The sequence below is a fragment of the Achromobacter pulmonis genome (assembly GCF_902859765.1).
Taxonomy (GTDB): Bacteria; Pseudomonadota; Gammaproteobacteria; order Burkholderiales; family Burkholderiaceae_B; genus Achromobacter; species Achromobacter pulmonis.
Map to the genome: position 1 here is coordinate 37703 of NZ_CADIJV010000031.1, position 22789 is coordinate 60491.

The window sequence follows — 22789 nt, forward strand, 5'->3', positions numbered from 1 at the left end:
CTCGGCGTCAGGCGGGCGCGCCGCCCAGATACGCCTCGATAACCTTGGCGTTGCTCTGTACTTCGTTGGGCAGCCCCTCGGCGATCTTCTGGCCGAAGTCCAGCACCGACACGGTATCGCACACGCCCATCACCACATCCATGTGGTGCTCGATCAGGATCAGGGTGATGCCGTGGTCGCGCACCTTGCGGATGATGGCCAGCAGTTCGACGATATCGGGCGCCGTCAGGCCCGCCGCCGGTTCGTCCAACAGCAACAACTGCGGATCCAGCGCCAGCGCGCGGGCGATCTCCAGCAGGCGCTGCTTGCCGTAGGGCAGGTTGCGCGCTTCTTCGTTCGCCAGGTCCTCCAGCCCCACGAATTCCAGCAGTGCCAGGGCGCGGGCGCGGGCGCCTTGCTCTTCGCCTTTCCACTTGGATGTGCGCAGCGCGATCCCGGCCAGGCCGGTGGTGAAGGTGTGGTGCAGGCCCACCAGCACATTCTCCAGCGCGGTCATTTCGCCGAACAGCTGCACGTTCTGGAAGGTGCGGGCAATGCCCGTGGCGGCGATGTCGGCCGGCGCCAGGCCGACCAGCGACTTGCCCGAAAATTCCACCGCGCCGGCCGTGGGCACGTAGATGCCGGTAAGCACGTTCATCATGGTGCTCTTGCCCGAGCCGTTCGGCCCGATGAGGCCGTGGATGGTGCCGCGTTCGACCGTCAGGTCAACCTGGTTCAAGGCCTTGAGGCCGCCGAACTGCATCAGCACCCCCTTGGCCGCCAACAGCGTCTCGCCCTTGCCCTGGATTGCATCCGGGACCGCGTCGCGTTCGTTGATCAGGTCTTTCTTGACCGCCAGCACCGCGCGGCGGTTCGAGAAGAACAGGTTGCGCACAAAGCCGACAATGCCGTCCGGCAGGTAGTACACGACAAACAGGATCATGGCGCCGAAGATCGTCAGGCGCCAGTCGGTCACCGCATCCAGCCAGTACGAGAACACCGCCAGCAGGATGGTGCCGGCCACCGGAACCGCCACCCGGCGGGCGTCGGTGCGGCCCTTGGACACCGCGAGCACGCTGCCCACTGTCACCAAGATCGCCACGCCCAGCGCGATCAGGCGGAAGGTATCGATATCGTCCAGCATCTTGGGCAGCAGCACGATGATCGACGCGCCCAGCAACGCGCCGGTACGGCTCTTGCGCCCGCCCATGATGATGGCCAGCAGGAACAGGATGGTCAGCTCGAAGTTGTAGGTATTGGGCGAGATGTACTGCTCGGAATACGAATACAGCGCGCCCGCCAGGCCGGCGAAGCCGGCGCTGATGACGAAGGCGAATACCTTGTGCCGGTACACCGACACGCCCATGCAGTCAGAGGCGATCGGGCTGTCGCGCAGGGCTTCGAACGAACGGCCCAGGTGCGATTTCAGGATGCGGTGCACCACGATCAGCGACAGTACCAGCAACGCCGCCACCAGCCAGAAGTACTCGCTCTTGGTCAGGATGTGCCCGCCGATCGACGGCTTGGGGATCTTGATGCCGAGCGGGCCTTCGGTCATGAAGGTCATTTCGTTGATCAGGATCTGGATGATGGTGCCGAACGCCAGCGTCACCATGGCCAGATAGGGCCCGGTCACGCGCAGCGCCGGCAATGCCAACACCACGCCAAAGGCCGCGGCGATGACGATGGCCGCCGGCAGGGTTACCCAAATCGGCAGTTGCAGATGGAAGAACAAGACGCCGGCCACGTAGGAACCGATGCCGAACAGGCCCGCATGGCCGAGCGACACCTGCCCCGTATAACCCACCACGATATCGAGCCCGAACAGCAGGATCGCGTAAATCATGATGGTTTCGATCAGGTGCAGGTAGTACGTGTTGGTCACGCCCAGCGGCACGGCCGCCAGGCAGGCGACCGCCACGACGGAGAGCAGAAGGTGCAGGGGTTTCATCGGTTACACCTTCTTGATGGCGGTCTTGCCGAACAGGCCGGCGGGCTTGAACGTCAGTACGAGCAGCAGCAGGACCAGGCCCGGCACATCCTTGTACCCCGTGGAAATATAGAAACCGGTGGTGGTCTCGGCGATCCCCAGGATCAGTCCGCCCACCACCACGCCCATGCCGCTGGACAGGCCGCCGATGATGGCCACCGCGAAGGCCTTCAGGCCCAGCACCGCGCCCATGGTGGCGCCGGTCAACGTCAGCGGCGCCACCAGCACCCCCGCGAAGGCGGCGGTCAGTGACGACAGGGCATACGAAAACGTGATCACCATGCCGGTGTTGATCCCCATCAAGCCGGCGGCATCGCGGTCGTTGGCGGTGGCGACGAAGGCCTTGCCGTAGATGGATTTGCGGTTGAACACTTCCACCAGCAGCATCATGGCCAGCGCGCCGAACACCACCAGCAGTTCCATCGGCAGCACATTGGCGCCCATCACCTGGATCGGCGCCTCGGGCAGCGGCGAGGGAAAGCGCAGGTCATCGCGGCCCCAGACGTTCTCGGCCACGTTTTTGAAGATGATGCCCAGCGCGATGGTGGCCATGATCCAGCCGAATTCCGATCGCGTTTTGATGGCCGGCCGCACGCCGACCCGCTCGACCAGCGCGCCTTGCGCGAAGCCGAAGACGCAGACAATGGGAATCATCACCCAGTAGTTCACGCCCAGTCCGACCAGTGTGAGTCCGACCATGGCGCCCAGCATCAGGGCTTCGCCCTGGCCGAAGTTGAGGGTGCCGGAGGTGGCGAAAGTGAGCTGGTATCCGAACGCGATGACGGCATAGATCATGCCCAGCGCGATACCGCTATAGATAAGCTGTAGAAGAATCATGGTGTGTGTCGTGAGGCGCTGTGTTCCGTCCCAACCCCCTTGGGCAGAACGCTGTTGTCGGGCGACGGCGTGCCGGTGTCCCGCGCGCGGAGACACCGGCTGCGGCAGGGCCGCCGCCGCGCGCTTGCTTCGGACGAACTCAGTTGGCCTTGACCACGCGGCCGCCCTTGACCTCGCCAATCAGCACTTGCTTGGTGGTGATGGCGTCGTGGTTGTCGTGGGTGAACGGCTTGTCGTAGGTCATCACGACACCTTCGACCGGCGTTTGCAGGTTCTCGAGCGCCTCGCGGATCTTCGGGCCGTCGGTGGAGTTGGCCTGCTTGATGGCCGCGGCCAGCAGGAACACCGAGTCATAGCCCTGGGCCGCCGAAACCGGCGAGTCGATGCGGTCGTTCTTGGGCTTGAATTTGGCCAGATAAGCGTCGATGAAGGCCTTGCGCTTGGGCGTGTCGGGGTCCTGGATGAAGGTCTGCGGCATGCGCGCGCCTTCGCCGTTGGCGCCGGAATTGTCGATGTAGTTGGCCATCGACAGGGTCCAGCTGCCGATGATCGGCACCTTCCAGCCCAGCTTGGCCATGCCGTTGGCGATCTGCGCCAGTTCGGGGCCGATGCCGTAGGTCAGCACGGCTTCGGCGCCGGCGGACTTGGCCTTGAGCAGTTGGGCCGTCATGTCGACGTCCTTGATGTTGAACTTTTCGACGGCCACCGGCTTGATACCCTTGGCGTCGAGCGCCTTTTCCAGGTCCTCGCGGCCCAGCTGGCCATAGTTGGTGGAATCGGCCAGGATCGCCACCTTCTTGAAGCCACGGCGGGTGACGGCTTCCTCGACGATCATCGGCGCCTGGATGCTGTCGTTGGCCGAGTTGCGGAACACGTAGTTGTCTTTGTATTCCGGCGCCTTGAACTGATGGGTGATGACGCTGCCGGTGGCCACGTTGTTGAACACCGGAATCTTGGCATCCTGGTAGAAACGCTGCGAGGCCAGCGCCACGCCCGTGTTGATGTAGCCGACCGTGGCGGTGACTTGTTCCTTGTTGATCAGTTCCTGGGCGATCTGCACACCGCGCTCGTTCTTGGCTTCGTCATCGCGCTCCACCGCGACCAGTTGCCGGCCAAGCACGCCGCCGCTCTTGTTGATTTCCTCGATTGCCAGGCGCACGCCATCGCGCATGCTCACGCCCATGGAGGAAGAACCGCCGGTATAGGGGCCGGTAACGCCGATCTTGATGGGGTCGGCGGCGTAACCCGCGGCCGAGACAGCAAAAGCAAGGGTTCCTGCAAGCAGCTTCAAACGAAAATCCATGGATGTCTCCGTTGTAATTAGTAGAACTGCGTGGAAAACCGTGTGCCGGCGCCAGGCGGCAAGGCAAAGTGGATGGCGCGCTCCTGTGTTGCGTGTTGTGACTGTCTGCTTAATCGCTTACGCGAATCTGACCCGACGGGGTTATTCCGTGTAAATACCTAGTACGCGCGCACGGGTTACAAAATCGGATGCTGCGACGCAGCATGGGTCGGCAACCCGGGGCAAGGACGCTTGCGCGCGCCGGCCGGCGCGTGCGCGACCGCGTTCGGCGCATGCTAGCCACGGCGGCGCCACGGTGCGCGGAATTTCCTTCCGGATGGGGCTGGAAATTTATTCCGGGTGGGCCGCCAGGCCGCGTGGCCATTGGGCGGCGCGTTGGCAGACGCCGGTCAGCCATAGGGAAAACGCTTGCACCGCGCCGCCGGGCGGGCGCGAGGTTTCGGTGCACAGGTAGTACTGCGATTCTCCGGCGGTCTCGATATCGAGCACGCGCAGCAATTTGCCTTCGTCCAGCCATTCGGCCGCCAGGGTGCGGCGGGTCAGCGCGATGCCCTGGCCGGCGCGGGCGGCCGCCAGCATCATGCCCAGGTCCACCAGCCAGACGCCGCGCGTCGGCTCCGGCCAATCCAGTCCGGCGGCCGCCAGCCAGGGGCGCCATGGTTCCATCGGGCAACGCAGCAGGGCGGCGCGCGCCAGGTCTCGCGGTTGCCGGAACGGCCCGTGGGCGTCACGGTACGCTGGCGAACAGACCGCGAAAACCGGGTCGGCGGTCAAGGGACGGGTGTGCAGCCCGGGGTAGCGGCCACTGCCGAAACGGATCCAGACATCGGCATTCGGCGGCATGATGTCCAGGTATGGAATGGACAGCATGATTTCCAGTTCGACCTCGGGATGGGTGGCCGTGAAGCCCGGCAGGGCGGGGATCAGCACCTGGCGCGCGAAGGTCGGGGTGGACACCACGCGCAGCGGTTCCGGCTTGGGCTCGCCGCGCTTGTGCAGCGAGGCGTCCGACAGCAGGGCCAGGGCGGTGCGCACCTGTTCCAGGTATTCGCGTCCGGCCGCGCTCAGGGTGATGCCGCGGCTGCTGCGGATGAACAGGGTGACGTCGAGTTGCGCTTCCAGCGCGGCGATGCGCTTGCCGATGGCGCTGGCGGTGACGAACAGTTCTTCGCTGGCGCGCTCGAACGAACCGAGCCGGGCGGCGGCTTCGAACGCCTGGATGGCGGCCAGCGGCGGCAGGCGCACGTCTTTGGAGGGAGAAGGTCCGCGCATGATCGTCTGGCGGGCCGGCCATGCGCCCGACGAAGAAGTGGCAACCCGGCGATTATAAAAGTGTGGGACCAGAAAGTCTGTCCCCGTATTCCGGCGGCATCTGGGAGATGAGACCCGGGAGGGCCGTCAGACGCCCTTGAGCGCCAGGCTGACGGCCAGGCCGGCCATCACCACGGCGATGACGCCATCCAGCACGCGCCAGGCCGAGGCGCTGGCGAAGAAGCGCGCGAACAGCCGCGAACCGATGCCCAGCACGGCCAGCCACAGCAGGCTGGCGGTGAGGGCGCCGGCGGCGAACGCCATGCGGGCGTCGTCAAAGCCATGGGCCAGCGATCCCACCACCACCATGTCGAGCCAGAAGTGCGGGTTGAGCAACGAGAAGCCCAGCGCGCCCAACATCGCGGCGCGGCGCGATGGCACCACGGCGCGCGCGGCGGCCAGGCCGCCGGTGGCGGTCCAGGCGCGGCGCGCCGACTGCAATGCATACCAGGACAGGAATGCCACGCCGAACCACAGCACGGCCGTGGTCAGCCACGGAAACCAGGAAGTCAGGGCCTGCAGGCCCGACACGCTGGCGAAGATGAAAACCGCGTCGATCAGCGCGCAGATCGCGACCACCGACAGCAGGTGGGCGCGCATCAATCCCTGGCGCAGAATGAATGCGCTCTGCGCGCCAACGACGGCGAACAGGCCCAGCCCGGTGGCCGTGCCGCTGGCCCAGGCGGTAAGGAAGAGGGGGGATGACAACGTGGTGAACATGACGGCGAACCTTGTGACTGCAACGCCTTGTGGTGGCGCTTGGATAGCGGGCCGGCAGCGTTGCGCATGCCGGCAATGCAATATTCTCGCTTGCCATGCATATGAAATACAGCTAATTTTCCTTCACTATATTAAGTAAAACTAATTTCATGAAAATCGATCACGGCAACCTGCGCGCCCTCGCCGCGGTGGTGCGCGAAGGCAGTTTCGAGCGGGCGGCATTGGCCTTGAGCGTGACGCCCTCCGCGGTGTCGCAGCGAATCAAGGCGCTGGAAGATCGCATGGGGCGTCTGCTGGTCCAGCGCACTGTGCCGGCGGCGGCCACCACCGACGGCCAGGTGCTGGTGCAACTGGCCGAGCAGACCGCGCTGCTGGAGCACGATGCCTTGAACCGGCTGGGGGTGGCGGACGACGACGTGCCGCATGCCAGCATCCCCATCGCGGTCAACCACGACAGCCTGGAAACCTGGTTCGTCGACGCGGCCCTGCAATTCTCCAGCCGTACCCGCGCCACGCTCGACATGCAGTCCGAGGACCAGGACCACACCGCGGCATTGCTGCGCAATGGCGCGGTGCTGGGAGCGGTGACGACGCTGGCCGATCCGGTGCAGGGGTGCCGCATCCATGCGCTGGGCAGCATGCGCTACGTGGCGACCTGCACGCCGGCTTTCCACAAGCGCTATTTCGCCCAGGGCGTGAATGCGCAGACGCTGGCACAGGCGCCGGTGTTGGTGTTCAACCGCAAGGACGCGTTGCAGGCGCGGTTCGCGCACAAGATTTCCGACCCGGCGCCGTGGCAGCCGCCGGTCTGGTGGGTGCCGTCCACCCGCGCCTTTGTGCAGGCGACGCTCGGCGGACTGGGGTGGACCATGAATCCGCTGCCGCTGGTGCAGGAACATCTTGACGCAGGTCAGTTGATGCTGCTGCGGGGCCGCGCGTGGGAGGACGTGCCGTTGTACTGGCAGCATTGGCGGGTAAACTCCGAAGCGATGGAAGCTTTGACCGACTCGGTTCTGTCAGCCGCCCGCAGCCTGGTCCGGCGGCGTTAACCCCATAGGAGAACACCCCCCATGAACATCCGCAAGTTCGCCGCTGTCGCCGTCCTGGGCCTGTGCGCAGCCGGTTCGGCCTGGGCCAAGGATTACAAGGTAGGCGATGTCGAGGTCGACGATCTCTGGGTGCGCGCGTCCGCCCCGGGGCAATCCAACGGCGCGGGCTATATGGACATCGACAACGATGCCAAGACGCCTGATCGCCTGTTGTCGGTCACCTCCGAGGCCGCCGAACGCGTCGAGTTGCATACCGTGGAGACGGCCAACGGCGTGGCCAAGATGCGCCAGGTCGAAGGCGGCATCGCGCTGCCGGCCAGTGGCGAGGTCAAACTGGCCCCGGGCGGCTACCACGTCATGTTCATCAAGCTGAAGGCGCCGTTTGCCGAGGGCGCCACCGTGCCGGCCACGCTCAAGTTCGAGAAGGCGGGCGAGGTGGCGGTGCAGTTCAAGGTCAAGCCGGCCTCGCACAACCCCGGCATGAGCCACGAGCACGGCGCGATGAAGCACTGATCGCGCCGGACTGTTCGGCAATGAAGAAAGGCGGCGGGCGATTCGAGCCTGCCGCCTTTTTTGTCGCGGTGCGCCGGCGCCTGGCGCGCCGGCCTGGCGATCAGTACAGGCCTTGCTGGCGCATTGCGTCGGCGACCTTGACGAAACCGGCGATGTTGGCGCCGTCCAGGTAGTTGACGTATTCGCGCTCGCTGTGGCCGTGGCGCACGCAATTCTCGTGGATGTCGCGCATGATGGCGTGCAGGCGCGTGTCCACCTCCTCGCGGGTCCATGACAGGCGGGCCGAGTTCTGGGCCATTTCCAGGCCCGATACGGCCACGCCGCCGGCGTTGCTGGCCTTGCCCGGCGCGTACAGCACGCGGGCGGCGATGAAGGCCTTGGCGGCCTCCAGGGTGGCGGGCATGTTGGCGCCTTCGGCCACGCATTGCACGCCGTTCTTGATCAGCGTTTCCGCGTCGGCCAGTTCCAGCTCGTTCTGGGTGGCGCAGGGCAGGGCCACGTCCACCGGCACGTGCCAGGGGCGCTTGCCGGGCTCATAGACCAGACCGAATTGGCGGGCGTAGGCGTCCAGGCGGCCGCGCAGATCGTTCTTGACGTGCATCAGCGCCACCAGCTTCTCGTGGTTGAAGCCGGCCTCGTCCACCACCGTGCCGTTCGAGTCGGACACCGTCACGACCTTGGCGCCCAGCGCCATGGCCTTCTCGATGGCGTACTGGGCCACGTTGCCCGAGCCCGAGACCGACACGCGCAGGCCGTCGAACGACTTGCCGACACGCTTGAGCATTTCCTCGGCGAAGTAGACGGTGCCGTAGCCGGTGGCCTCGGGGCGGATCAGGCTGCCGCCGAAGGTCAGGCCCTTGCCGGTGAAGACGCTGGCGGTGGAGTTCGACAGCTTTTTCATCATGCCGGCCATGAAGCCGACTTCACGCGCGCCCACGCCGATGTCGCCGGCCGGCACGTCGGTGTCCGGGCCCAGGTGGCGGTACAGCTCGATCATCAGGGCCTGGCAGAAGCGCATGACTTCCGCATCGGACTTGCCCTTGGGGTCGAAGTCGGAGCCGCCCTTGCCGCCGCCCATGGGCAGCGTGGTCAGCGAGTTCTTGAGGGTCTGCTCGAACGCCAGGAACTTCAGGATCGACAGGTTCACCGAGGGGTGGAAACGCATGCCGCCCTTGAACGGGCCGATGGCCGAGCTGTGCTGGATGCGGAAAGCGCGGTTGACCTGCGCCTGGCCCTTGTCGTCGGTCCAGCACACGCGGAACTGGATCACGCGTTCCGGTTCCACCAGGCGCTCGAGCAGGGCGTGCTCGGCGTAGTGGGGGTGCTTTTCGATGAAAGGCCACAGGCTCAGCATCACCTCTTGGACGGCTTGCATGAATTCCGGTTGCTGCGGATCGCGCACGGCGACGCTACGCAGGAAGTCGTCCAGACGCTGCACTTTCAACATGATCTCCTTGGGGGCGCTTCGAATGAGTGCGGAGATGCGCCGTATTGGGGCGTTGTTTCTCCGTTTTGGTGCGAGTTGCACCGGCTTGGTGCGGGATTGTAGGGCTATTTTGTTGCCCTGCGCAAAGCGGGAAAGTGCGCCATCACCTTGATATCAAAGCACTTTTTTATTGTTTTATCGGGGACGTATGGTGTTTGGGGTGGCGCGCCGGGAACCTTGTCTGTCATGGGGCGCCGCGGGAGGCATTGAATTCACAGGGAAATTTTATGTGTCCCCAATATTATTCAATCCTGGCGGGCAGCGCGCAATCGCCATCTCATAGGGGAATCCCGCGCATGAGTGAAGCATGGTCTTATTCTGACGGAGCCATTTCCTATTATGTGTCCCTAATTATATTTTGATCCGGATCAGGCACGGGCGGCGCAATGATGATTCCGCCGCCGCGGCTTTTCAGAGTGTGGCGTCGTAGTCGATGGTCAACGGCGCGTGGTCGGAAAAGCGTTCGTCCTTGTAGATGGCAACGCTGCGGGCGCGGGCCGCGATCCCGGGCGTGGCGATCTGGTAGTCGATGCGCCACCCTACGTTCTTGGCCCAGGCCTGGCCGCGATTGCTCCACCAGGTGTATTGGTCGGGACGGTCGTCGATGGCGCGGAACACGTCGACGAAGCCGCGCTTGTCGAACACGTCGGTCAGCCAGGCGCGTTCCTCGGGCAGGAAGCCGGAATTCTTCAGGTTGCCCTTCCAGTTCTTCAGGTCGATTTCCTTGTGCGCGATGTTCCAGTCGCCACAGATGATGAATTCGCGGCCGGTCTTCTTGTGTTCGCGCATCAGCTCGTCGATCCAGGGGCCGAAGCGGTCCAGGAAGCGGTACTTGGCCTGTTGGCGCTCGTCGCCGCTGGAGCCGGAGGGCAGGTAGGCGCTGATGACGGACAGGTTCTTCCAGTCGGCGCGGATGATGCGGCCTTCGTGGTCGAACTCTTCGCAGCCCAGGCCGATGCTGACGCGTTCGGCCGCATCGCGCAGGTAGATGCCGACACCGCTGTAACCCTTCTTCTCGGCGTGATGGAAATGGCCGGTATAGCCCGGCGGGTGGCGCAATTCGTCGGTCAGGTCGCCGTCCGAAATCTTGATTTCCTGCAGGCAGAGCACGTCGGCCGCGTGTTTTTCCATCCAGGGTTGCAGGCCCTTGCGGAAGGCGGACCGGATGCCATTGAGGTTGATCGACGTGATGCGCAGCAAAGCGGGACTCCTGTAGAGCGGCCAGGAACGGCCGGAACCATGCCAGGAATTTAACCGACTCGACGACGTTGTCCGGGAATGGCCCCGACACCGGATAAAATGCCGGGGTTTGTCACCTCCCGGATCCTGCCCGCATGTCTGCCGCCCACACCGCCTCCGCCACCTCGCTCGATTTCGTCCGCTTCGCCCTGAACGAAGGCGTGTTGCGCTTCGGCAGCTTCAAGGTCAAGTCCGGCCGCATCAGTCCGTACTTCTTCAATGCGGGCCTGTTCAACAGCGGCGCGTCGGTGGGCAAACTGGCCGGCTTCTACGCCCAGGCGTTGCTGGATTCCGGCGTGGCCTTCGACATGCTGTTCGGCCCGGCCTACAAGGGCATCCCGCTGGCCACCGCCACCGCCGTCGCGCTGGCCAATCATCCGGCCATGCAGGGGCGCAACGACGTGCCGTTCGCCTACAACCGCAAGGAAGCCAAGGACCACGGCGAAGGCGGCACCCTGGTGGGCGCGCCCCTCAAGGGCAAGGTCGTCATCATCGACGACGTGATCACGGCGGGCACTTCGGTGCGCGAGTCGGTGGAGATCATCCGCAACGCCGGCGCCGAGCCGGCCGCCGTGCTGATCGCCATGGACCGCATGGAGCGCGCCGGCGCCGATGACGCGCTGTCGCCGCATTCGGCGGTACAGGACGTGGCCAAGACCTACGGCATCCCGGTGGTGGCGATCGCGTCGCTGGCTGACATCATGGCGCTGCTGCAGGACGACGCCGCATTTGCCGAACACCGCGACGCAGTGCAGGCGTACCGGACGAAGTACGGGGTGAAATAAACCCGGACCGGTGTGAGCTGGCCTGCCGGCTTCCGTATCGGGCCGCCGGGGACTCCAGCCTGCTGGCCGGCGCTTCAGGGCCGATGACGACGACATCGCAGGCATATGCCGCTTGCGCCAGGCGCTTGTCGAAGGTGGCCAGTGCGACAGCGTGCCAAAGCGCAAGTTCCAGGTACGACGCGTCATACACCGTGAGGGCGTGTTCCCGGGCAAGGGCGACACAGGGCGGCAGCCAGGTGGCGGCAGGGCGGCTTTCGTTGACCACCGGCGCCATCTTCAACCGCGTCGAGAATTTTTTTAGCATGTCTGGCGTGGCTTGCCGCAACCGTTCGATGCGTAAGGCTCCCTGGGCGACTTCCAGCTTCCAGATCGATGGGACGCGCGGGCTTGTCAATCAGGCCTTCCAGTATCGTGAGCGCTTGCCCACTGGGGTCTGGCTGGGCAATTGCAGCCAGCTCAAGGCAACCGACGCATCGAGCACGAGCGTCATTCGCGTATCCCCTTCACGGCATACCACCAGGTGGCGTCGTCCACATACGGGATGCCCTTGAATTGCTTGAGTTCCTCGATCGCGCGGTGCGCCTCTTCGGTCAGCAGCGGGTTGACCCGCCAGAACTGGGCATACGCCCTGCCGTCCCGGGTGATGACGACGCGGGTCCCGGTATGGGCCGCTTCAATGAGTTCATCCAGTCGCTCGGCGACCTGTTCTTGCGGAACGGATAGATAGGGGGTGGTCATGGCCAAGTCTCCGGCGCAAAATCGACCAGACCATTCTTGGCCAAACAAAAAGCCGCGGCAAGATGCCGCGGCCTTCGGTTCGGTCTGATACTGCGCCGGCCCCCGTGACAGCGGGCCGGCCGGGGATCAGCTGTCCAGCTTCTGCTTGAGCAGGTCGTTGACCTGCTGCGGGTTGGCCTTGCCGCGCGCCGCCTTCATGATCTGGCCCACCAGCGAGTTGAACGCCTTCTGCTTGCCGGCGCGGTATTCCTCGACGATGGCCGGATTGGCCGCCAGCACGTCGTCGATCATGGCGCCGATGGCGCCGCTGTCGCTGATCTGCTTGAGGCCGCGGGCCTCGATGATGGCGTCGGGCTGGCCGCCGTTCTCGCCGGCCCACATGGCGCCGAACACTTCGCGCGCGATCTTGTTGGAGATGGTGCCGTCGATGATGCGGTTGATCAGCGCGGCCAGGGCCGGGGCCTGCACCGGGGATTCGGCGATGGCCTTTTCTTCCTTGTTCAGGGTGGCGGCCACTTCGCCCATGATCCAGTTGGCGGCGAGCTTGGCCTGGCCGGCCGGCAGCGCGTGCGCCACGGCCTCGAAGTAGGCGGCCAGATCGCGGCTGACGGTCAGCTGGGCGGCGTCGTAGGCCGGCAGGCCGTACTCGGATTCGAAGCGGGCGCGCTGCGCGGCCGGCAGCTCGGGCATGGCGGCGCGGACTTCGTCGACCCATGCGCGCGAGATCACCAGCGTGGGCAGGTCGGGATCGGGGAAGTAGCGGTAGTCGTGCGCGTCTTCCTTGCTGCGCATGCTGCGGGTTTCGTCGCGGTCGGCGTCGTACAGGCGGGTTTCCTGCACCACGGTGCCGCCGTCCTCGATCAGTTCGATCTGGCGCCGCGCTTCATAGGTGATGGCGCGTTCCAGGAAGCGGAACGAGTTGACGTTCTTGATCTCGGTGCGGGTGCCGAATTCCTTCTGGCCGACCGGGCGCACCGACACGTTGGCGTCGCAGCGGAACGAACCTTCCTGCATGTTGCCGTCGCAGATGCCGAGCCACACCACCAGGCTGTGCAGGGCGCGGGCGTAGGCCACGGCCTCGGCGGCCGAGCGCATTTCCGGTTCGGTGACGATTTCCAGCAGCGGCGTGCCCGCGCGGTTCAGGTCGATGCCGCTGGCCGGCGCGCCATTGGCCAGGGTGAAGTCGTCGTGCAGCGACTTGCCGGCGTCTTCTTCCAGGTGGGCGCGCGTCAGGTTGACGGTTTTTTCTTCCTCGCCCACGAAGAACGACAGCGAGCCGCCCACCACCACCGGCAGCTCGTACTGGCTGATCTGGTAGCCCTTGGGCAGGTCGGGGTAGAAGTAGTTCTTGCGCGCGAACACCGAGCGCGGCGCGATCTCGGCGCCGACCGCCAGGCCGAAGCGGATGGCGCGTTCGGCGGCGCCGCGGTTCATGACCGGCAGGCTGCCCGGCAGCGCCAGGTCGACTTCGTTGGCATGCGTGTTGGGCGCGGCGCCGAATTCAGTGCTGCTGCCCGAAAAGATCTTGGAGTCGGTGGAAAGCTGCGTGTGCGTTTCCAGGCCGATGACGATTTCCCAGTTCATGCTTAGGCGTCCTGCTGGGCCGGCGTGGCCTTGTGCCACGTCGTGACTTGTTGGTAGCGGTCGGCGATGGCCAGGAGGCGGCCTTCGTCGAAGTAGTTGCCGATGATCTGCAGGCCGACGGGGCGGCGGCCTGCGCCGCCGGGCCGCCCCAAGGCGCTGGCAGCCCCCTCGGGGGGCGTCTGTCCCGCGTCCGCGCCGGTGCCGAAGCCGCACGGAACCGACATGGCGGGCAGGCCGGCCAGGCTGACGCCCAGCGTGTAGACGTCGGCCAGCCAGTCGGCGGTGGGGTCGTCGCGGTTGTCGCCGATGTTCTTGGCTACCGTCGGGGTCACCGGGCCCATGATGACGTCGCACTGGCCGGCGAAGGCGCGCTGGAAGTCCTGGGCGATCATGCGGCGCAGGCGCTGGGCCTGCAGATAGTAGGCGTCGTAGTAGCCGTGAGACAGCACGTAGGTGCCGATCAGGATGCGGCGCTTGACCTCGTCGCCGAAGCCTTCGGCGCGCGAGCGGCTGATCATCTCGTTCAGGTCGCCGTACTGCGCGGCGCGGTGGCCGTAGCGCACGCCGTCGTAGCGCGCCAGGTTGCTGGAGGCTTCGGCGGGAGCGATGACGTAGTAGGCGGGGATGGCCAGCTCGGTGCGCGGCAGCGACACCGGCACGCGCACCGCGCCCAGGGCCTCGAACTGTTCCAGGGCGGCCTGCACCGCGGCGGCCACGTCGGGCGCCAGGCCGGCGCCGAAGTATTCCTCGGGCACGCCGATGCGCAGGCCTTTCAGGGGCTGGCTGCCGGCGGCGTCGAACTTGCCCTGCGCGGCGTCGAAGTCGCGCCGCACGCGGCCCGGTTCGTTGACGGCGGCATCGCATTTTTCCAGGCTGGTGGCGTCGCGCGGATCGAAGCCGCTGATGACGTCCAGCAGTTCGAGCAGGTCGCGGCTGCTGGGGGCCAGCGGGCCGGCCTGGTCCAGGCTGGAGCCGAAGGCCACCATGCCATAGCGCGACACGGTGCCGTAGGTCGGCTTGATGCCGCTGACGCCGCACAGCGCGGCGGGCTGGCGTACCGAGCCGCCGGTGTCGGTGCCGGTGGCGGCGGCCACCAGGCGGGCGGCCACGGCGGCGGCCGAGCCGCCCGAGGAGCCGCCGGGCACGGCGGTGGGGTCCCAGGGGTTGCGGACCACGCCGTAGGCCGAGTTCTCGTTGCCCGAGCCCATGGCGAACTCGTCGCAGTTGAGCTTGCCCAGCGACACGGCGCCGGCAGCCTGCAGGCGCTCGACCACGGTGGCGTCGAACGGGCTGACGTAGCCGTCCAGCATCTTGCTGCCGGCGGTGGTGCGCCAGCCGCGGGTGACGAAGGCGTCCTTGTGGGCAATGGGCACGCCGGCCAGGGGGCCGGCGGTGCCGGCGGCCAGCGCGGCGTCGGCGGCGCGCGCCTGGGCCAGCGTCAATTCGGCATCAATATGTAAGAAGGCGTTCAGGCCGCGGGCCGCCTCGGCGGCCGCCAGCGAGCTTTGCGCCAGTTCGACGGCGCTGACCTGGCGTTGGGCGAGGGCCGCGCGCAGGGCGGCGATCCCCTCGAATTGGGTGTGCAGGGCGGGTTGGGTCATGGCTTAGTCGAGAACCTTGGGGACCAGGAAAAGACCGTCCTGGGCGTCGGGGGCGTTGGCCAGCAGTTCGGCGCGGCGGGCCTCCGAGGCGGTTTCGGTGACGGCGTCCTGGCGCAGGCGCAGCACGATGTCCTCATGGGCGGACAGCGGGTGGGCCAGGGGTTCGACGCCCTGGGTATCGACGGCCTGCAGCCGTTCGATCAGGTGGAGGATGCCATTGAGTTCGGCCTGCGCGTGGGCGCGCTGGTCCGGGGTCAGTTCGATTCTGGCCAGCCTGGCAATGCGGGCCACATCTGTGTCATTGAGCGCCATGGGGATTGCAAATATCGAGAAGCGGAGGCCGAGGGGAGGGACTGGGCAGTATGCACATGCCAAACCCGTTACAAAGCTTGAATAGCCTGCATTTATGCGCTATTTCCGGGGAAATTATAAGTTATGATTCACGGTTTAATCGCCGTGATGACAGGCGCACCCAGGGTTTCCCGGGTGGCACGCCCCGCGGCATGACCCCAATTCCCCCCAGAATTTAGCTGAGCTCCCATGTTCGGATTCCTGCGCAGTTATTTTTCCAGCGATATGGCGATCGACCTCGGTACCGCCAATACGCTGATCTACGTCCGCGGCAAGGGCATCGTGCTCGATGAGCCCTCCGTGGTCGCGATCCGTCATGAAGGCGGGCCTCACGGCAAGAAGATCATCCAGGCCGTCGGCCACGAAGCCAAGCAGATGCTCGGCCGCGTGCCCGGCAACATCGAGGCCATCCGGCCCATGAAGGACGGCGTCATCGCCGACTTCACGGTGACCGAGCAGATGCTCAAGCAGTTCATTCGCATGGTGCATCCCCGCAACATGCTGGCGCCCAGCCCGCGCATCATCGTGTGCGTGCCCTGCGGTTCGACCCAGGTCGAACGCCGCGCCATCCGCGAATCGGCGCTCGGCGCCGGCGCCTCGCACGTGTTCCTGATCGAGGAACCCATGGCCGCGGCCATCGGCGCCGGCCTGGCCGTCTCCGACGCCAGCGGCTCCATGGTCGTCGACATCGGCGGCGGCACCACCGAAGTGGCGGTCATTTCGCTGGGCGGCATGGTCTACAAGGGTTCGGTGCGCGTCGGCGGCGACAAGTTCGACGAGGCCATCGTCAACTACATCCGCCGCAACTACGGCATGCTGATCGGCGAGCCCACCGCCGAGCTCATCAAGAAGGAAATCGGCTCGGCCTTCCCGGGTTCCGAAGTCCGCGAGATCGAAGTCAAGGGCCGCAATCTGGCCGAAGGCGTGCCGCGCAGCTTCACGGTTTCGTCCAACGAGATCCTGGAATCGCTGACCGATCCGCTCAACCAGATCGTCTCGGCCGTCAAGATCGCCCTGGAACAGACCCCGCCCGAGCTCGGCGCCGACATCACCGACAAGGGCATCGCCCTGACCGGCGGTGGCGCGCTGCTGCGCGACCTCGACCGCCTGCTGCAGGAAGAAACCGGCTTGCCGGTGGTGGTCGCCGATGATCCCCTGACCTGCGTCGTGCGTGGTTGCGGCGAGGCGCTGGAACACCTTGAGAAACTGGGCGCCATCTTCATCAACGACTAATCCCGCCCGCCAGCCCGGAGCCCCGCTTTTCCACGGCTCCGGCCGCTGCGGGAGCAGCGGGCGCGGGTGCCCGGGCTGAGATTCATGCAACGACAAGGGACTCCTCCCCTATTCAGGCGCGGCCCTCCGGCAGAGGTGCGGCTGGTCATCCTGGTCGTCCTGGCATTGGCTTTGATCATCATGGATTCGCAGTGGCGCATGCTGGAACCGGCGCGCCGGGCGATGTCCGTGGCGTTGTATCCCTTCCAGCGCGCCGTCATGGCGCCGCGCGACCTGGTCCAGCAGGTCAACGAATGGGTCAATGCCGCCAATCTCATCCGCAGTGAAAACGAAGCCTTGCAGCGCCAGCGCATCGAGCTGGCCCAGGTGGCCACGCACGCCGCGCAGCTGGCCGCCGAAAACGCCCAGTTGCGCCGCCTGCTGGGCGTGACCGACACCGTGGCGCAATCGGCCGTGGTGGTCGAGGTGCTGTACGAGCCCTCCAATGCGTTCAACCAGCGGCTGGTGTTCAACAAGGGCAGCAAGGCCGGCCTGGCGCCCGGTATGCCGGTGATCGACGAAGGCGGCGTGGTGGGCCAGATCGTGCGGGTGACGCCGATGACGGCCGAGGCCGCCCTGGTCACCGACGAGCAGGTTTCGATCCCGGTGCAATTGCTGCGCAATGGCTTGCGCCTGATCGCCTTTGGCGGGAACTCTCCTGGCAAGATGGAGGTCCGTTATCTGGCCGCCAATGCCGACATCAAGGAAGGCGATACCATTGTCACCAGTGGTGTCGGTGGGTTGTTCCCGGCCGGCTTGCCGGTGGCCAAGGTGACCTCGGTCGAACGCGATACCGCTTCGGGCTTCGCGCGCGCCGTCTGCGAGCCGCTGGCCCACCCTGAACGCTATCGCCACTTCCTGGTCCTGCAGGTGGATGTGGAACGCGCCGAATCCAACCGTCAGGAGGTCGATTCCGGTGGATCGGACTAACCAACAAGCCTCCGGGCAACCCCGCCGCCGCCTGGGGACGCCCAGCAATGTGCAGCCGGAGCGCCTGTCGGGCCCGGCGCACGGGGTGTTCGTCTGGGGCAGCATCCTGCTGGTGTGGCTCGCATCGCTGCTGCCGTGGCGCCTGTGGCAGGGCGCGCCCGATGTGCTGATCCTGATCATCGCCTTCTGGTGCGTGCATGAACCGCGCCGTGTCGGCCTGTTCACCGCATTCTGCTTCGGCTTGCTGATGGACGTGCACGATGCTGGCCTGCTGGGCGAACACGCGCTGTCCTACACCCTGGTCGCCTATGGCGCCGTGGTGCTGCATCGCCGCCTGCAACGCTTCGATCTCTGGAGCCAGGCAATGCATATGTTGCCGGTCTTCCTGATCGCGCGGTTGCTGACCCAGGTCATCCATGCCTGGCTGGCCGGCAAGTGGCCGGGCTGGGATTGGGGCGTCAGCGTGGCCATCACCGCCGCCCTGTGGCCGCTGGCGGGCTGGGTGCTGCATTTGCCGCAGCGCGCCGACGACGACGCCGAATCTTCCTCCGCCTGACGGCGGCGCCGCGTCCCATGTTCGAATTCAAGAAAACCGGTCAGCAGCAGAAGCAGCGCTTCCGCCTGCGCGCCTGGGTGGGCGGCATCTTCGCGCTGGCCTGCTTCGGCGTGCTGGTGGGCCGGTTCTGGTATCTGCAGGTCGACCGCTACGAAGGCCTGTCCGAGCGCGCCGACCGCAACCGTATCGCGGTGGTGCCGATCCCGCCGCGCCGCGGCGAGATCCTCGACCGCAACGGCGCGGTGCTGGCCCGCAATTACCGCACCTACACGCTGGAAGTGGTGCCGGCGCAGGCCGGCAACATGAACGCCCTGTTCGAGCGCCTGACCCAGGTGGTCTATATCAGCCCGGCCGACCAGCGCCGCTTCAAGCGGCGCGCGGCCGAATCCAGCCGCTATGCCAGCCTGCAACTGCGCAACAATCTCAATGATACCGAGGCGGCCTGGTTCGCCGCCCACGCCTTCCAGTTCCCCGGCGTCGAGTTGCGCGCGCGTTGGGTGCGCGAGTACCCGCAAGGGCAGTCCGCTGCCCACGTGGTCGGCTATATCGGCCGCATCGCCGAGGGCGATATCGAGGAACTCGAGCGCGGCGGCCAGTTGGGCAACTATCGTGGCACCGACGTCATCGGCAAGAAAGGCATCGAGAAAACCTGGGAAGAAGCGCTGCATGGCCGCACCGGTCTCGAAGAAGTCGAAGTGACGGCCGGTGGCCGGCCGATGCGTACCTTGCGCCGCATCGACCCGGTGCCCGGATCGGACATCATGCTGTCGATCGACATGGGCCTGCAGAAAGTGGCTGAGGACGCCTTCGAAGGCCAGCGCGGCGCGTTGGTGGCGATCGATCCCGATACCGGCGAGGTGCTGGCCTTCGTGTCGCAGCCGTCGTTCGACCCGAACCTGTTCGTCGATGGCATCGACGTGGACAACTGGCGCATGCTGAACGAGTCGCCGGACCATCCGTTGATCAATCGGCCGCTGTACGGCACCTATCCGATCGGTTCGACCTACAAGCCCTTCGTCGGCCTGGCGGCGCTGGAGCTGGGCAAGCGCCGCGCCACGGACCGCATCTCCGACCCGGGCTATTTCGAGTTCGGCGGCCAGAAGTTCCGCAACGCCGGTGGCGCCGCCTATGGCATGACCGACATGCACAAGGCCATTGTGGTGTCCTCGGACACCTACTTCTATTCGCTCGGCCCCGAGATCGGCGTGAACGCGCTGCACGATTTCACCAAGCAGTTCGGCTTCGGCCAGATCACCGGCATCGACCTCGAGGGCGAAAAGCGCGGCGTGTTGCCGTCCACCGAATGGAAGCGCGCAGCCTACAAGGACAAGGAACGCCAGCGCTGGTACGCCGGCGAGACTATTTCGGTGGCGGTGGGCCAGGGCTACAACGCCTTCACCCTGTTGCAGTTGGCGCAGGGCACCTCGACCCTGGCCAACAACGGCCTCTACCGCCGTCCGCACCTGGTGCATGCGGTGCGCGATCCGCGCTCCGGCGTGGCCAACCCCACCGAGTCCACGCCCGACTACCGCATTCCGCTCAAGCAGGCCAACGTCGACGTCATCAAGAACGCCATGGCCGATGTGGTCCGGGTCGGCACCGCGCGTCGCGCCTTCGCCAACGCGCCCTACCAGGCCGCCGGCAAGACCGGCACGGCCCAGGTGTTCAGCCTGCGCGGCGGTCACTACCGCGCCAGCGCCATCGACGAGCGCTTGCGCGACCATGCGCTGTTCATGGGTTTCGCGCCGCTAGAGCATCCCCGCATCGCCGTCGCGCTGATCGTCGAAAATGCCGGCTGGGGCGCCAGCGTGGCCGCGCCGGTGGCGCGCAAGGTATTCGACTATTGGCTGGCCAAGGAGCGTCAGGACAAGAGCGCGGGGCCGGACCACAACCCGGCCCTGGCCTCTGTCGAAACCATAACTTCCGACGTGGTGCGCCAACGATGAAGCGTCTCGGCCTGATCCTGCTGCGCGTCTTCACCGCCTTCGACTGGCCGCTGCTGGCCATTTTGCTGATGTTTGCCGCGCTCGGCCTGACCGTCATGCATTCGGCGGTGGGCGGCACCGACTGGCGCTTCGCCGAGCAGTCGCGCAACTTCATCATCGCTTTCTTCGCCATGTGGATGATGGCGCTGATTCCGCCCAAGTGGCTGATGAAACTGGCGCTGCCATTCTATGTGGTGGGGGTGGTGCTGCTGCTGGGCGTGGAGTTCTTCGGCGAAACCAGCAAGGGCGCGACGCGCTGGCTCAACCTGGGCGTGACCCGCATCCAGCCTTCCGAGATGATGAAGATCGCCGTGCCCATGATGCTGGCCTGGTACTTCCAGCGCCACGAGGGCGCGGTGCGCATCCGCGACTTCCTGGCCGCCGCCGCGATGCTGGCGGCGCCTTTTGGCCTGATCGTGCTGCAGCCCGACCTGGGCACCGCGCTGCTGGTGTTCGGCGCCGGCTTCTTCGTCATCTACTTCGCCGGCCTGTCGTTCAAGCTGCTGGTCCCGGTGATGTTGGCCGGCGTCATCGCCATCGGCACGCTGGTCTACTACGAAGACCAGTTGTGCGAGCCGGACGTCAGCTGGGTGGTACTGCACGATTACCAGAAGCACCGCGTCTGCACCCTGCTAAACCCCAGCTCCGACCCGCTCGGCAAGGGCTTTCACACGATCCAGTCGATGATCGCGGTGGGTTCGGGCGGCGTCTACGGCAAGGGCTATATGAAGGGCACGCAGACCCACCTGGACTTCATCCCCGAACGCACCACCGACTTCATTTTCGCCGTCTACGCCGAGGAGTTCGGCCTGTACGGCGGCATCGCCATCCTGGTGCTGTATGGCCTGATGATGGCGCGCGGCCTGACCATCGCGTCCCGCGCCTCGTCGCAGTTTGGCCGGCTGCTGTCCGGCGCGCTGACGATGATGCTGTTCATCTACGTATTTGTGAACGTGGGCATGGTGACAGGCATCCTGCCGGTCGTGGGCGTGCCATTGCCGTTCATGAGCTATGGCGGCACCGCGTTGTTCACCATGGGGATCGCGTTCGGGATCATGATGAGCATCAGCCGGCATCGGTCGGTCAAGAGCTGAGCTTTTTTCTTCGTAGGCCGCCCGGGGCGGTGTTCGCTGTGCGCCAATTTCTCGACGCCACACATCGCGTATGCCCAAAAAGGCCGCCCGCGCGGCCGGCTTTGGGCGGGCCCCGCAAGATCCTCCTATTCCCCTCCGCTGCTGGCCAAAACGCCAAGCACACAGTCCGCCCCTGCAACGGTGAAACCGAGATGACGTGAGCCCGTTGCGTTGGCGGCCGGGGACGGCGGGGCGTGTAGATGCGCCCGAGGGAAACCGTAGGGAGCCGAAGGCGTACGAGGTTGACGCAGGGGCAGTCCGGAGCGAAGGCTCCGGACCGCAATCGTAGCCCCGCCGTCCCCGGCCGCCAACGCAACGGGCGGCTCAAGAACCCTCAAGCCGCCCGCAAACACAAACACCCGACAAACCCTCAAGGCAACGCGTCAGCCACCCCAAGGTCCACAGCCAACTTCTTCAACCCCTCCCAGATAGGCGGAGCGAATTCCAGCGAGTCGGCGTTCAGCTCCCGGTTGCGAGCCTCGTACTCGCCCGGGTACTGAACCCCATCCACGCCCGGTTGCGGCGGGCAGGCATGCAGGTAGTCGATGAACGCGCCCACTTCCATCGAGCGCCAGTCCGTATTGAAGTCCACCTGCGGATCCAACAGCAGCGCGAACATGTTGTTCGTCGCCACCCCGTTGCGCGGGTGCTCCGGCTGGATCGTGCCGCCGCCGGACAGCACGCCCGCCAGCAGCTCGGCCACCAGGCCCATCGCGTAACCCTTGTGGCCGCCGAACGGCAGCAGGGCGCCCGGCGGATCGGAGAACAGCGCGCCCGGGTCCGTGGTCGGATTGCCATGCGCATCGATCAGCGACCCCGGCGGCGCCTGCTCGCCCTTGGCCGCCAACACGCGAGCCCGGTTGACCGCGATCGAGCTGGTCGCCATGTCGACGATGAACGGCGGGCGGCCGCCCGGCAGCGGGCCGGCGAAGCACAGCGGATTGGTCGTCAGGCAGGCGCGCGCGCCGCCGAACGGCGCCACCGTGGGCGCGCGGTTGACCACGTTGGTGAACGCCAGCAGGATCAGGCCGTTGGCCGCCACCATCTCGCCATAATGGCCCATGCGGCCCAGGTGATGGCTGCGGCGCAGCGTCACGATGCACTGGCCGTGCTGCTGCGTGCGCTCGATGGCCTTCTCGATCACGACTTTGCCGACGTACTGGCCCAGGCCGTTATGGCCGTCGTAGGCCAGCATGGCGCCGCGGTCGTTGAGCAGCTCGGGGCGGCCGTCGGCCTGGGCCAGGCCTTCGCCCAGCACGCGCCGGTAGTTGGTCAGGATCGACAGGCCGTGGCTGGTGTAGCCGACCCGGTCGGACTCCACCAGATGCTCGGCCACGTCCCGGGCGATGTCTTGCGGCACGCCTTGCGCCATCAGCACGCGGCGGCCGTATTCGTTGGCTTGGGCAATGGAGATCTTCATGGCGCGG

General features: G+C 66.0%; 20 protein-coding genes. 8 read left to right on the top strand and 12 right to left on the bottom strand.

The genetic code is table 11. The features are described 5' to 3' along the window. Positions 1 to 7: 7 nt before the first annotated feature. The 5 genes from HV701_RS21530 to HV701_RS21550 form a co-directional block, all read right to left on the bottom strand. Positions 8 to 1930, bottom strand: a complete 1923-nt coding sequence (locus tag HV701_RS21530; protein WP_175135041.1) for a branched-chain amino acid ABC transporter ATP-binding protein/permease — start codon at positions 1928 to 1930, stop codon at positions 8 to 10. Positions 1931 to 1933: 3 nt separating this feature from the next. Further along, positions 1934 to 2806, bottom strand: coding sequence for a branched-chain amino acid ABC transporter permease (locus HV701_RS21535; RefSeq protein ID WP_175135042.1), 873 nt, complete (start codon positions 2804 to 2806; stop codon positions 1934 to 1936). A gap of 139 nt (positions 2807 to 2945) precedes the next feature. After that, complete coding sequence (locus tag HV701_RS21540) at positions 2946 to 4109, bottom strand: ABC transporter substrate-binding protein (protein WP_175135043.1); 1164 nt, start codon at positions 4107 to 4109, stop codon at positions 2946 to 2948. A gap of 330 nt (positions 4110 to 4439) precedes the next feature. After that, positions 4440 to 5381 (bottom strand): LysR substrate-binding domain-containing protein, encoded by a 942-nt coding sequence (locus HV701_RS21545; protein ID WP_175135044.1) that lies wholly within the window; start codon positions 5379 to 5381, stop codon positions 4440 to 4442. A 126-nt stretch (positions 5382 to 5507) separates the two neighbouring features. Further along, the gene (locus tag HV701_RS21550) at positions 5508 to 6140 is read right to left on the bottom strand and encodes a LysE/ArgO family amino acid transporter (RefSeq protein ID WP_175135045.1); all 633 of its coding nucleotides are present in this window, start codon (positions 6138 to 6140) and stop codon (positions 5508 to 5510) included. 149 nt (positions 6141 to 6289) lie between these two features. Here HV701_RS21550 and HV701_RS21555 point away from each other — a divergent pair, with 149 nt between their 5' ends. Both HV701_RS21555 and HV701_RS21560 read left to right on the top strand, forming a co-directional pair. Beyond that, positions 6290 to 7189 carry a LysR family transcriptional regulator ArgP gene (locus tag HV701_RS21555; RefSeq protein ID WP_175135046.1) on the top strand — a complete coding sequence of 300 codons (900 nt, stop codon included), beginning with the start codon at positions 6290 to 6292 and terminating at the stop codon, positions 7187 to 7189. 21 nt (positions 7190 to 7210) lie between these two features. Continuing rightward, the gene (locus tag HV701_RS21560) at positions 7211 to 7702 is read left to right on the top strand and encodes a copper chaperone PCu(A)C (protein ID WP_175135047.1); all 492 of its coding nucleotides are present in this window, start codon (positions 7211 to 7213) and stop codon (positions 7700 to 7702) included. A gap of 100 nt (positions 7703 to 7802) precedes the next feature. On the opposite strand, the gene gdhA is transcribed toward HV701_RS21560, so the two are convergent. Both gdhA and HV701_RS21570 read right to left on the bottom strand, forming a co-directional pair. Next, a complete protein-coding gene (gene gdhA / locus HV701_RS21565; protein WP_175135048.1) occupies positions 7803 to 9149 on the bottom strand; it encodes an NADP-specific glutamate dehydrogenase in 1347 nt (448 codons plus the stop codon). Positions 9150 to 9599: 450 nt separating this feature from the next. Beyond that, positions 9600 to 10388: an exodeoxyribonuclease III gene (locus HV701_RS21570; protein ID WP_175135049.1), complete on the bottom strand. Its 789-nt coding sequence runs from the start codon at positions 10386 to 10388 to the stop codon at positions 9600 to 9602. 134 nt (positions 10389 to 10522) lie between these two features. On the opposite strand from HV701_RS21570, the gene pyrE reads away from it, so the two are divergent. Further along, a complete protein-coding gene (gene pyrE, locus HV701_RS21575; protein WP_175135050.1) occupies positions 10523 to 11212 on the top strand; it encodes an orotate phosphoribosyltransferase in 690 nt (229 codons plus the stop codon). A 486-nt stretch (positions 11213 to 11698) separates the two neighbouring features. Here the strand turns inward: pyrE and HV701_RS21585 are convergent, their stop codons facing one another. The 4 genes from HV701_RS21585 to gatC all read right to left on the bottom strand — a co-directional run bounded on the left by HV701_RS21585 (position 11699) and on the right by gatC (position 15447). Further along, complete coding sequence (locus HV701_RS21585; RefSeq protein WP_175135051.1) at positions 11699 to 11950, bottom strand: hypothetical protein; 252 nt, start codon at positions 11948 to 11950, stop codon at positions 11699 to 11701. 126 nt (positions 11951 to 12076) lie between these two features. Then, complete coding sequence (gene gatB, locus HV701_RS21590) at positions 12077 to 13534, bottom strand: Asp-tRNA(Asn)/Glu-tRNA(Gln) amidotransferase subunit GatB (protein ID WP_175135052.1); 1458 nt, start codon at positions 13532 to 13534, stop codon at positions 12077 to 12079. A gap of 2 nt (positions 13535 to 13536) precedes the next feature. Beyond that, positions 13537 to 15135, bottom strand: coding sequence for an Asp-tRNA(Asn)/Glu-tRNA(Gln) amidotransferase subunit GatA (gene gatA, locus HV701_RS21595; protein WP_175135053.1), 1599 nt, complete (start codon positions 15133 to 15135; stop codon positions 13537 to 13539). A gap of 3 nt (positions 15136 to 15138) precedes the next feature. Continuing rightward, on the bottom strand, positions 15139 to 15447 hold the full coding sequence (gene gatC, locus HV701_RS21600) for an Asp-tRNA(Asn)/Glu-tRNA(Gln) amidotransferase subunit GatC (RefSeq protein WP_175135054.1): 309 nt from the start codon (positions 15445 to 15447) through the stop codon (positions 15139 to 15141). 228 nt (positions 15448 to 15675) lie between these two features. Here gatC and HV701_RS21605 point away from each other — a divergent pair, with 228 nt between their 5' ends. From HV701_RS21605 to rodA, 5 genes are all read left to right on the top strand, one after another. Then, the gene (locus HV701_RS21605) at positions 15676 to 16719 is read left to right on the top strand and encodes a rod shape-determining protein (RefSeq protein WP_006216320.1); all 1044 of its coding nucleotides are present in this window, start codon (positions 15676 to 15678) and stop codon (positions 16717 to 16719) included. 84 nt (positions 16720 to 16803) lie between these two features. Further along, entirely contained in the window at positions 16804 to 17688 is an 885-nt protein-coding gene (mreC, locus tag HV701_RS21610; RefSeq protein ID WP_175135055.1) for a rod shape-determining protein MreC, read from the top strand. Beyond that, on the top strand, positions 17675 to 18244 hold the full coding sequence (mreD, locus tag HV701_RS21615) for a rod shape-determining protein MreD (protein WP_175135056.1): 570 nt from the start codon (positions 17675 to 17677) through the stop codon (positions 18242 to 18244). Before mreC ends, mreD begins: the two co-directional genes overlap by 14 nt. A gap of 17 nt (positions 18245 to 18261) precedes the next feature. Continuing rightward, on the top strand, positions 18262 to 20190 hold the full coding sequence (mrdA, locus tag HV701_RS21620) for a penicillin-binding protein 2 (RefSeq protein WP_175135057.1): 1929 nt from the start codon (positions 18262 to 18264) through the stop codon (positions 20188 to 20190). After that, positions 20187 to 21323, top strand: a complete 1137-nt coding sequence (rodA, locus tag HV701_RS21625) for a rod shape-determining protein RodA (RefSeq protein ID WP_175135058.1) — start codon at positions 20187 to 20189, stop codon at positions 21321 to 21323. The genes mrdA and rodA overlap by 4 nt, the downstream gene beginning before the upstream one ends. 409 nt (positions 21324 to 21732) lie before the next feature. Here the strand turns inward: rodA and HV701_RS21630 are convergent, their stop codons facing one another. Beyond that, positions 21733 to 22782, bottom strand: a complete 1050-nt coding sequence (locus HV701_RS21630) for an Ldh family oxidoreductase (RefSeq protein WP_175135059.1) — start codon at positions 22780 to 22782, stop codon at positions 21733 to 21735. Between the last annotated feature and the right edge of the window lie 7 nt (positions 22783 to 22789).